This window comes from Gammaproteobacteria bacterium (assembly GCA_037388465.1).
In the GTDB taxonomy this organism is placed as follows: Bacteria; Pseudomonadota; Gammaproteobacteria; order SpSt-1174; family SpSt-1174; genus JARRKE01.
Genome location: JARRKE010000070.1, coordinates 1 through 10694 on the forward strand (window position 1 = coordinate 1; position 10694 = coordinate 10694).

Below are 10694 nucleotides of genomic sequence, written 5' to 3' on the forward strand. Positions count from 1 at the left end.
CTTGAAGTGACCGCGCGAGATGTACGCCCACACGTCGCGGCTGAAATCGATCAGCACGGTGTTGAAGCGCGCCAGGGCGTCGAACAGCTCGGCGATGTAGTCGTGCGGTTCGATCTGAGTGGTGTAGGGGTTCCACGCCAGGCCCAGCGAGGTGACGAAATTCTGCGCAAAGGTCTCCCAGTCCACTTCCGGGTAGGCGACCATGTGCGCATTGTAGTTGCCCACCGCGCCGTTGATCTTGCCCAGAATCGGCACCGCGGCGAACTGGGCGCGTTGGCGTTTGAGGCGGTAGGCCACGTTGGCCAGTTCCTTGCCCACGGTGGTGGGGGAGGCAGGCTGGCCGTGGGTGCGCGACAGCAGCGGAATGCCGGCGAACTCGTCGGCCAGCCCGCTGATGGCGTCGATGACGTTGTCCATCTGCTCGAGCAGCACCTGGCTGCGGGTTTCGCTCAGGATCAGCGCGTAGGCGAGGTTGTTGATGTCCTCGGAGGTGCAGGCGAAATGAAAGAATTCGCTGATCGCCTCCAGCTCCTCGTTGCCGACGATCTTTTCCTTGAGCAGGTATTCCACCGCCTTCACGTCGTGGTTGGTGGTGCGCTCGATTTCCTTCACGCGCCGGGCGTGTGCCACGTCGAAATGCGTCACCAGATGATCGAGCAGTTCGCTGGCGTGATCGCTGAGCGGTTTCACCTCGGGGATCGCATCGTGGGCCGCCAGGGCCTGCAGCCAGCGCACCTCGACCAGCACCCGGTGGTGAATCAGGCCGTATTCGCTGCAATAAGGGCGCAGCGCTTCCGTCTTGTCGGAGTAGCGGCCGTCGACGGGGCTGATGGCGGTAAGCGGTGAGAATTCCATGCAATCTCCTGGCGGGGCGTCATAATCATCGAGAGCAGGGATTATACTACGCGCACATTTTCAGCCGAGGCCTAGCGAGCCTTTTCTACATGAGCGATTCCAAGTACCGCACCGAAAAAGACAGCCTGGGCGAGCTCCGGGTCCCCGCCGACGCACTTTACGGCGCGCAGACCCAGCGCGCGGTGGAGAACTTCCCCATCAGCGACTACCGTCTGCCACGGGCTTTTTTGCGCGCGCTCGGGCTGGTCAAGTCCGCCTGCGCCCTGGCAAACGCCGAGCTCGGCTCGCTGGATGCCACCCGCGCCCAGGCGATCAGCGAGACTGCCCTGGCGATCGCCGACGGCGTGCACGACGAGCACTTCCCGGTCGATGTGTTCCAGACCGGTTCCGGCACCAGCACCAACATGAATGCCAACGAGGTCATCGCCCGGCTGGCGGGCGCGGCCTGCGGTCTGGACGTGCACCCCAACGATCACGTCAACATGGGGCAGAGCTCCAACGACGTCATCCCGACCGCGCTGCACGTCAGCGCGGCGCTGCTGATGCAGGAGGAGCTGATCCCCGCGCTTGAACATCTGGAACGGACGCTGCACGAACGTGCGGAGACCTGTCAGGGTGTGACCAAGACCGGCCGCACTCATCTGATGGATGCCATGCCGCTGCGGCTCGAGCAGGAACTCGGCGGCTGGGCGGCCCAGGTGCGCAATTCGCGTCTGCGCATCGAGCGCAGCCTGTCCGACCTGCACGCGCTGGCGCTGGGCGGGACGGCGGTCGGTACCGGCATCAACGCCGACCCGCGGATGGCGGAAAAGGCCATTGCGCAGTTGTCGTCCGCGACCGGCACGCCGTTTCGCGCCAACGACAACCGCTTCGAGGCGTTGAGCGCGCAGGACGCGGCCGTGGGCGCGAGCGGTCAGCTCAAGGCGCTGGCCACGGCGCTGATGAAGATCGCCAACGACCTGCGCTGGATGAATTCCGGTCCGCTGGCCGGGCTGGCCGAGATCTCGCTGCCCGCCCTGCAGCCCGGCAGCTCCATCATGCCCGGCAAAGTGAACCCGGTGATACCCGAAGCGGTCTGTATGGTGTCGGCGCAGGTGATCGGTTTCGATGCGGCGATTGCGGTGGGTGGACAGTCCGGCAACTTCCAGCTCAACGTGATGTTGCCGATGATTGCCTACAACCTGCTCGAAAGCACCCGCTTGCTGGCCAACGCCAGCCGCGTGCTGGCCGACAAGGCGATTGCCGGATTCACGGTCAACGAGGCGAATATTCGCGAGCCGCTGGAATACAATCCGATTCTGGTGACGGCGCTGAATCCGATCATCGGTTATGAAAAAGGTGCAGCGATCGCAAAACAAGCCTATGCTGAGGGGCGCCCGATCCTGGATGTGGCGCAGGAAGTCACCGGAATGGAGCGCGACGAGCTTGAACGTTTGCTGGATCCGCTGCGACTGACTGAAGGGGGCGTGCATGAATAACAGGCCGGATCGAACAACCAAGGGGCTGACGACGTCGTAGCGTAACCGTCAATGGAACCGTTGAGCTTCATTCCGGAATTGATCGCCTATGCCTTGCTGTTGCTCGGCATCATCATGCTTGCGGCCTCGCTTTATCCCACCCTGCACATCAACCGCGAAGCCCGCGAGTACAACACCGCCTGGCGTTTCCTGTTCTTTCTGAATCTGTTGTTCATCGTCGGTTACGCCGTATACGGCGTATACCTGGCGCAGCATCTGCTCAACTTCGCGGAACTTACCATCACCTTGTTCATGGCCGCCGGTTCGGGGTTCGTGCTGATGGTCAGCCACCTGGGCCTGTCCACCATCCGCGAGATCAAACGCGTGGAAGCGCTCGAACGCCATCGCGCCACCCACGACGACCTCACCAACCTGCCCAACCGCGGCCATTTCGCCAGCCACATCGCCCAGCTCGTGCAGGAGCGTGCCGACAGCGGCAAGAGTTTTGCGATCATCATGCTCGACCTGGATCGCTTCAAGGTCGTCAACGACACGCTGGGACATCATTACGGCGACCTGCTGCTGCAGGAGGTTGGCAAGCGGTTGCACGATTCGGTGGGTGTGCCGCACGTGCTGGCCCGGCTGGGCGGCGACGAGTTCGGCATTCTGGTCGAAAAGGCCGGCGGCGCGGGGCGCATCATGTCGCTGGGCGACAAGATTCACCACGAGCTGGAACTGCCGTTCAACATCGAAGGCTATTCGGTGGATGTCGGCGTCAGCATCGGCATCGCCTTTTTCCCGCGCGACGGGCGCGAGCAGGACGTGCTGCTCAAGCGCGCCGAGATCGCCATGTACGAGGCCAAGAAAGGCCCGACCAAGGTGATCAGCTACCACCATGATCTGGACACGCATGCGCCCACGCATTTGTCGCTGGTGGGTGAACTGCGCCATGCCATCGAACACGACGAGCTGATCGTCTACTACCAGCCGCAGCTTTCCCTCACCACCTACCGCGTCGAGGGTGCCGAGGCGCTGGTGCGCTGGCCCAAGCATCCGCGCTACGGCCGCATGATGCCCGACGAATTCATCCCGCTGGCCGAGCAGTCCGGCGTCATCAACATCCTCAACCGCTGGGTGCTGGACGTCATTCTGCGCGACATCGCCAAATGGAAGGCGCGGGGGCTGGAGCTCACAGTGTCGGCCAACCTGTCCGTGAAGAACCTGCTCGATCCCGCCTTTACCCATTTCCTGGTCAAGGGTGTGCAGGATTACGGACTGAAGCCGAACAACCTCAAGCTGGAGATTACCGAAAGCGCGGTGATGTCCGATCCCGCACTGGTGATGGACGTGCTCAGCCGCCTGGTGGATTACGGCATCGACTTTTCCATCGACGATTTCGGCACCGGCTATTCCTCGCTGGCCTACCTCAAGCGCCTGCCAGCCAGCGAGATCAAGATCGACAAGTCCTTCGTGATGGACATGGCGCACGATGAGAACGACGAAGTCATCGTGCGTTCCACCATCGACCTGGCGCACAACATGTCGCGCACGGTGGTCGCCGAGGGTGTGGAGAACCGCAAGACCCTGATGCTGCTCGCCGAGCTGGGTTGCGACTTCGCTCAGGGCTACTACATCCACGAACCCGTGGCGGCGGATGCCTTCCTGGATTGGGTGGAGCGCATCAGCGGGGGCAGCCCGGAGATGTTTCTGGCCTCGGGGCATCACCGCGAACGCCAATACCACTAGAACGGGTTCTTAGCGCTGATGTTTCCTGGCTCAGCCGGGACGGAATCCACTCAGATCATCAGCAGCGCCGCCGCCACCCGGCGGCCTTCAGCCATCAGGATGTTGTAGGTGCGGCAGGCCGCGCCGGTTTCCATGATCTCGACCCCGATACCTGCCGCATAGATATCGCGCAGGATCTGCGGGTGCGGGAACTGGTGCCGGCCGCCGGTGCCGATCAGCAGGATCTCCGGCTGGAGCTCCAGCACGGGCGCCAGGTCCTCGGCGCACAGCTCCTCGAAGGTCTCCGGGCGCCAGTCCGGCTTGATGAAGTTCGGGGAGACGATCAGGCTGCTGCGGTAGAGGGTCTCGTTGACGTTCACAAACCCCGCCTCGTAGGCGTGGATGACGAAACTCGACTCGTTGACTTCTTCGGTAAATTTCATGATCGGTCGTGCACTGGCTTTGTGCGGGATTATACCGCCCGGGGCCGATGGGCACCGAAAACCCGCCCCGCGCGTGGGGTAGGCCGTGTCGGCGCATTGACAGCGGCAGGGCTGATGCTTAATGTGGTCCGCTTCGCCAGGCTCCGTGCCGTTCGTGTGTTGCAGCCCGTGGAATCCGCGGTTTTAGCCGGGAAAATCCCGGCGGCGCACCGGTCGTGCCCGGCCGGCAAAGGGTCGCTGTTTTCCCCAACACCTTCTTCTGAATACTGCCGTGATCGACGAGTTTCCACGCATCAAGCGCCTTCCGCCCTACGTTTTCAATATCGTCAACGATCTCAAGGCGCGAGCCAGGGCACGCGGGGAGGACATCATCGATTTCGGCATGGGCAACCCGGACCAGCCCACGCCCAAGCACATCGTGGACAAGCTGGTCGAGGCCGCCCAGCGTGGCGACACCCACCGTTATTCCCTGTCGCGCGGCATTCCGCGCCTGCGCCGCGCCATCTGCAACTGGTACAAGCGCAAGTACGACGTCGATCTGGACCTCGAGACCGAGGCCATCGTCACCATCGGTTCCAAGGAGGGCCTGGCCCACCTGGCGCTGGCGACCCTGGGCCCCGGCGACGCCGTGCTGGTGCCCAACCCGGCCTATCCGATCCACCCCTACGGAACCGTGATCGCGGGCGCGGACATCCGCCACGTGCCGCTGACCGAGGACGTCGACTTCTTCGCCGAGCTGGAAAAGGCGATCAAGGACTCCTGGCCCAAGCCCAAGATGCTCATCCTCAACTTCCCGGCCAATCCCACCGCGCAGTGCGTGGAGCTGGATTTCTTCGAGAAGGTGGTGGAGATAGCACGCGAACACCAGATCTGGGTGGTGCACGACAACGCCTACGCCGAGATCGTCTTCGACGGTTACAAGGCGCCCTCGATCCTGCAGGTGCCGGGTGCCAAGGAAGTCGCGGTGGAGTTCTACTCCCTGTCCAAGACCTACAACATGCCCGGCTGGCGCGTCGGTTTCATGTGCGGCAACCAGACCCTGGTCGCCGCCCTGGCGCGCATGAAGTCCTACCTGGACTACGGCATGTTCACGCCCATCCAGGTCGCCGCCATCCAGGCGCTGGACGGGCCGCAGGACTGCGTCGAGGACATCCGCGGCATGTACCAGCGCCGCCGCGACGTCTTGTGCGACGGGCTCAACAGCGTGGGCTGGCACGTCACGCCACCCAAGGCGACCATGTTCGTGTGGGCCAAGATCCCCGAACCCTTCCTGGAGATGGGCTCGCTGGAGTTCTCCAAGCTATTGCTGAAGGAAGCCAAGGTCGCCGTGTCGCCGGGTGTCGGTTTCGGCAGCTACGGCGACGATCACGTGCGCTTCTCGCTGATCGAGAACGAACACCGCACCCGCCAGGCGATCCGCGGTATCCGCCACATGTTCCGCGAGCACGGCTACGCGCCCGACTGAGGTCAGGCGGAAGCGCCGCAACGGCACAGAACAAGTTATCGAGTAATTTAAGGAGTCATCAGGTTTGGAACCCGTTAAGGTTGGACTGTTAGGTCTGGGTACGGTCGGCTGCGGCACCGTCAACGTGCTGCGCCGCAATGCGCAGGAAATCGCGCGCCGGGCAGGGCGCGGCATCGAGGTCACTCACGCGGCGGCGCGTGACCTGAACCGTAAGCGCATTTGCGAAACCACCGGTATCCGGCTGACCACCGACCCCATGGAGGTCGTCAACGACCCCGAGGTGCAGATCATCGTCGAGCTGATCGGCGGCACCGATCTGGCCCGCGACCTGGTGCGCAAGGCCGTCGCCAACGGCAAGCACGTGGTCACCGCCAACAAGGCGCTGATCGCCCATCACGGCAACGAAATCTTCGCCGAGGCCCAGTTCAAAGGCGTGATGGTGGCCTTCGAGGCCGCCGTGGCCGGCGGCATCCCCATCATCAAGGCGATCCGCGAGGGCCTGGCGGGCAACCGCATCGAATGGCTGGCCGGCATCATCAACGGCACCGGCAACTTCATTCTCACCGAGATGCGCGACAAGGGTCGCGACTTCGCCGACGTGCTCAAAGAGGCGCAGGAACTCGGCTATGCCGAGGCCGACCCCACCTTCGACGTGGAAGGCATCGACGCCGCCCATAAGCTCACCATCCTGGCCTCCATCGCCTTCGGTATCCCGTTGCAGTTCGACCATGTATATACCGAGGGCATCTCGCACATCACTCGCGAGGACGTCGTCTACGCCCAGGAGCTGGGCTACCGCATCAAGCATCTCGGCATGGCGCGCCGTACCGACGCGGGCATCGAGCTGCGCGTGCATCCGACCCTGATTCCGCACCGCCGCCTGATCGCCAACGTCGACGGCGTCATGAACGCCGTGCTGGTGCAGGGTGATGCCGTCGGCCCGACCATGTATTACGGCGCCGGTGCCGGCGCCGACCCCACCGCGTCCGCCGTGGTGGCGGACCTGGTGGACACCGTGCGCGCGCTGACCTCCGACCCGGAGAACCGCGTGCCCCATCTCGCCTTCCAGCCGGACGCCCTGGTGGACCTCAGGATCCTGCCCATGGAGGCCGTGCACACCGCCTACTACCTGCGCATGCGTGCGGTGGACGAGCCGGGCGTGCTGGCCGAGATCACCCGCATCCTGGGCGAGCAGCAGATCAGCATCGAGGCCTTCATCCAGCGCGAGCCCGACCCCGAGGCGCACGACGTGGACATCATCCTGCTCACCCAGCGCGTGCTGGAGGGCAACATGAACAAGGCCCTGGACCGTATCGAGGCCCTGGACGTCGTGCTCGGCAGGGTCACGCGCATCCGCATGGAAACCCTGAAGCGCTGAGCGATCGGCGATACACTTTCATTCTGTTTGAACAAGAGTAACCGTTATGCCTTTTCGACCCCGATACACAGGCCTGATCGACAAGTACCGCGACCGCCTGCCGGTGCACGACGACACCCGGGTGATCAGCCTGGGTGAGGGCAACACCCCGCTGATTCGTCTGCACAACATCCCGCGCGAGCTGGGCTGCGACGTCGACATCTACGTCAAGTACGAAGGCCTCAACCCCACCGGCTCCTTCAAGGACCGCGGCATGACCATGGCGGTCACCAAGGCGGTGGAAGAGGGCAGCAAGGCCATCATCTGCGCCTCCACCGGCAACACCTCCGCCGCCGCCGCGGCCTACGCCGCGCGCGCGGGCATTACCGCCTTCGTGCTCATCCCGGACGGCAAGATCGCCATGGGCAAGCTGGCCCAGGCCATGATGCACGGCGCCGTGGTCATCCAGATCAAGGGCAACTTCGACGACGGCATGCGCCTGGTGAAGGAGGTCGCCGAGCAGGCGCCCGTCACCATCGTCAACTCCATCAACCCCTATCGCCTGCAGGGGCAGAAGACCGCCGCCTTCGAGATCGTCGAAGAGCTCGAATGCGCGCCCGACTTCCACTGCATCCCGGTGGGCAACGCCGGCAACATCACCGCGCACTGGATGGGCTACTCGGAATACTTCGAGCACGGTATCGTCACCACGCGCCCGCGTATGGTCGGCTATCAGGCCGCCGGCGCCGCGCCGTTCATGCGCGGTGAAATGGTCGACAATCCGGAGACGGTTGCCACCGCCATCCGCATTGGCCATCCGCAGAGCTGGGACAAGGCCTGGAAGGTGCGCGAGGAGTCCGACGGCTGGTTCGACGAATGCACCGACGATGAAATCCTCGCCGCGCAGAAACTGCTGGCGCAGAAGGAGGGCGTGTTCTGCGAACCGGCTTCCGCCACCTCGCTGGCCGGTGCCATGCGTGACATCAAGAGCGGCAAGATCCCGGAAGGCAGCCGTGTGGTCTGCACGCTCACCGGGCACGGCCTGAAGGACCCGGACATCGCCATCAAGCAAAGCCACGGCGCCATGGTTACCGTGCCGGCCGAGTTGGGCGCTGTGCGTCAGGCGATCATGGACAACATGGCTGACTGATGTGGTAGCAAGCCAATCAATAGGCTGGCAATAATTAAAGGGCGAAAGTTTTTACTTTCGCCCTTTTTGTATTGAGAACAGTAAAAAAACAGCTTTGCTTGGTAGGCAAAATATAGATGTGTAGATAGCGAGAACGACCACTTCCTAGCGGATAATGCGGTTGTTTTTCTTAAGCTAACCTATCATCAGCGACCGCATAGCGCGGATCTTCGATGACGTTCACTTCCACCAGGTCACCCGCCTTGTCCAGCAGTTGTTTGCACTCGGCGCTCAGGTGGCGCAGGTGCAGGCGCTTGCCGGCGCTCATGTAGCGCTCGGCCAGGTTGTCGATGGCCTCGATGGCGGAGTGGTCCACCACCCGTGAGTGCTGAAATTCGATCACCACGTCCTTGGGGTCGTTCTTCGGGTCGAACAGGTCGCGGAAGTTCTTGACCGAGGCGAAGAATAGCGGACCGTTGAGTTCGTACACCTTGGAGCCCTGCTCGTCTTCGTAGCTCTTAACGTGCAGTTGCTTGGCGTGCTCCCAGGCGAATACCAGCGCCGAGATGATCACGCCTACGATGACGGCAATGGCCAGGTCGGTGGCCACCGTCACCGCCGAGACCAGCACGATGATGAAGGCGTCCGACTTGGGGATCTTGCCCATGATGCGGAAGCTGGACCACTCGAACGTGCCGATCACCACCATGAACATCACCCCGGTGAGCGCCGCCAGCGGAATGCGCTCGATGAGGCCGGAGGCGAACAGGATGAAGATCAGCAGGAAGACGGCGGCGCTGATGCCTGACAGGCGGCCGCGGCCGCCCGAGTTCACGTTGATCATCGACTGGCCGATCATGGCGCAGCCGCCCATGCCGCCGAACAGGCCGGTGATGGCGTTGGCCGCACCCTGGCCGACGCATTCCTTGTTGCCGCGGCCGCGGGTTTCGGTCAGCTCGTCGATGAGGTTGAGCGTCAGCAGCGACTCGATCAAGCCGACGGCGGCGAAGATGAAGGAGTAGGGCAGAATGATCCACAGCGTGTGTAGGGTGAAGGGTACGGCCGGGATGTGGAACTGCGGCAGGCCGCCGCCGATGGAGGAGAGGTCGCCCACGGTACGGCTGTCCAGGTTGAAGCCGATCACCAGCAGCGTGACCACCACGATGGCCGCCAGGGAGGAGGGCACCGCGCGGGTCAGTTTGGGCAGGAAGTAGGTGATGGCCATGGTCAGCAGCACCAGGCCCAGCATTGTCGCCAGCGCCTTGTTGTCCAGCCAGTGCGAGGTCCCGTCAGCGCCGGTGACCTGGAAGCTTTTGAGCTGGGCCAGGAAAATGACGATGGCCAGCCCGTTGACGAAACCGAGCATCACCGGGTGCGGCACCATGCGGATGAGCTTGCCGAGCCGCAGCACGCCGATGGCGATCTGGATGACGCCCATCAGCACCACCGCCGCGAACAGGTATTCCACGCCGTGCTGGGCCACCAGCGCGACCATGACCACGGCCAGCGAGCCGGTGGCGCCGGAGATCATGCCCGGGCGTCCCCCGAAGGCTGCGGTGACGAGTCCGACGATAAAGGCGGCATACAGACCGACCAATGGCGATACGCCGGCCACGAAAGCGAAGGCGACCGCCTCGGGCACCAGCGCCAGGGCGACCGTGAGGCCGGAGAGAATATCGTTCTTGGGACAACCTTTGTCGGTACACTCGAAATTGAAAAACATCACCACTCCCGGGGACAGGCAAACAAAACCCCGCGAGGGGGTCGCGGGGCAAAAAGCGCGAGAGTTTAGCAAATTAACGGATTCTAATGAATAAAAAATGAACTGAAGGTGCGGAATACGCGAAAAAAACGGCCAATTGCGGGATTGACTCCGTACGATCTGCCGGTTATGTAGAAGCGACAGCATGAATGCGGGGTCGGCGGGATGGCCCGGCGCTGTACATTCAGGGCGATAACAAATCAAAAGGACGTGTTATGAAAAAGCAGATTAAACGGCTGTCACCGCACCAGAACGCCAAGGTGTTCGGAATCATGATGGCGGTCCTCAGCCTGATATTTGTATTGCCGATGTCGGCGTGGATGGCGATGACCATGCCGTCGGTCGATGTTCACGGCAATCCGATGCATTTTCCCTTGTTCATGTTTTTGGCGCTGCCGCTGATCTATCTGGTATTCGGCTATGTCTGGGTCGCCATCGGTTCGGTCATCTACAACATTTTCGTGAAATTCATCGGCGGTATCGAGTTCGAACTGGAAGACA

The 10694-nt window shown here is 62.8% G+C and carries 9 protein-coding genes; 6 read left to right on the forward strand and 3 right to left on the reverse strand.

The features are described from left to right. A partial coding sequence (locus tag P8Y64_11585; GenBank protein ID MEJ2061106.1) for a lyase family protein occupies positions 1-855 on the reverse strand: 855 nt, incomplete at its 3' end. Positions 856-944: 89 nt separating this feature from the next. On the opposite strand from P8Y64_11585, the gene P8Y64_11590 reads away from it, so the two are divergent. Together P8Y64_11590 and P8Y64_11595 are read left to right on the forward strand one after the other, a co-directional pair. Beyond that, positions 945-2333, forward strand: a complete 1389-nt coding sequence (locus P8Y64_11590) for a class II fumarate hydratase (protein MEJ2061107.1) — start codon at positions 945-947, stop codon at positions 2331-2333. A 51-nt stretch (positions 2334-2384) separates the two neighbouring features. Next, positions 2385-4058 (forward strand): EAL domain-containing protein, encoded by a 1674-nt coding sequence (locus tag P8Y64_11595; protein ID MEJ2061108.1) that lies wholly within the window; start codon positions 2385-2387, stop codon positions 4056-4058. Positions 4059-4108: 50 nt separating this feature from the next. On the opposite strand, the gene P8Y64_11600 is transcribed toward P8Y64_11595, so the two are convergent. Next, positions 4109-4480, reverse strand: a complete 372-nt coding sequence (locus P8Y64_11600; GenBank protein ID MEJ2061109.1) for an Mth938-like domain-containing protein — start codon at positions 4478-4480, stop codon at positions 4109-4111. Between the two features lie 271 nt (positions 4481-4751). Here P8Y64_11600 and alaC point away from each other — a divergent pair, with 271 nt between their 5' ends. From alaC to thrC, 3 genes are all read left to right on the forward strand, one after another. Next, a complete protein-coding gene (gene alaC, locus P8Y64_11605) occupies positions 4752-5945 on the forward strand; it encodes an alanine transaminase (GenBank protein MEJ2061110.1) in 1194 nt (397 codons plus the stop codon). Positions 5946-6009: 64 nt separating this feature from the next. Further along, positions 6010-7323, forward strand: coding sequence for a homoserine dehydrogenase (locus P8Y64_11610; GenBank protein MEJ2061111.1), 1314 nt, complete (start codon positions 6010-6012; stop codon positions 7321-7323). Positions 7324-7369: 46 nt separating this feature from the next. Further along, positions 7370-8452: a threonine synthase gene (gene thrC / locus P8Y64_11615; protein MEJ2061112.1), complete on the forward strand. Its 1083-nt coding sequence runs from the start codon at positions 7370-7372 to the stop codon at positions 8450-8452. Positions 8453-8621: 169 nt separating this feature from the next. Here the strand turns inward: thrC and P8Y64_11620 are convergent, their stop codons facing one another. Beyond that, positions 8622-10154: a SulP family inorganic anion transporter gene (locus tag P8Y64_11620; protein ID MEJ2061113.1), complete on the reverse strand. Its 1533-nt coding sequence runs from the start codon at positions 10152-10154 to the stop codon at positions 8622-8624. Between the two features lie 254 nt (positions 10155-10408). Here P8Y64_11620 and P8Y64_11625 point away from each other — a divergent pair. Further along, positions 10409-10694, forward strand: a 286-nt coding sequence (locus P8Y64_11625; protein ID MEJ2061114.1) for a hypothetical protein, incomplete at its 3' end; no start/stop codon positions are given.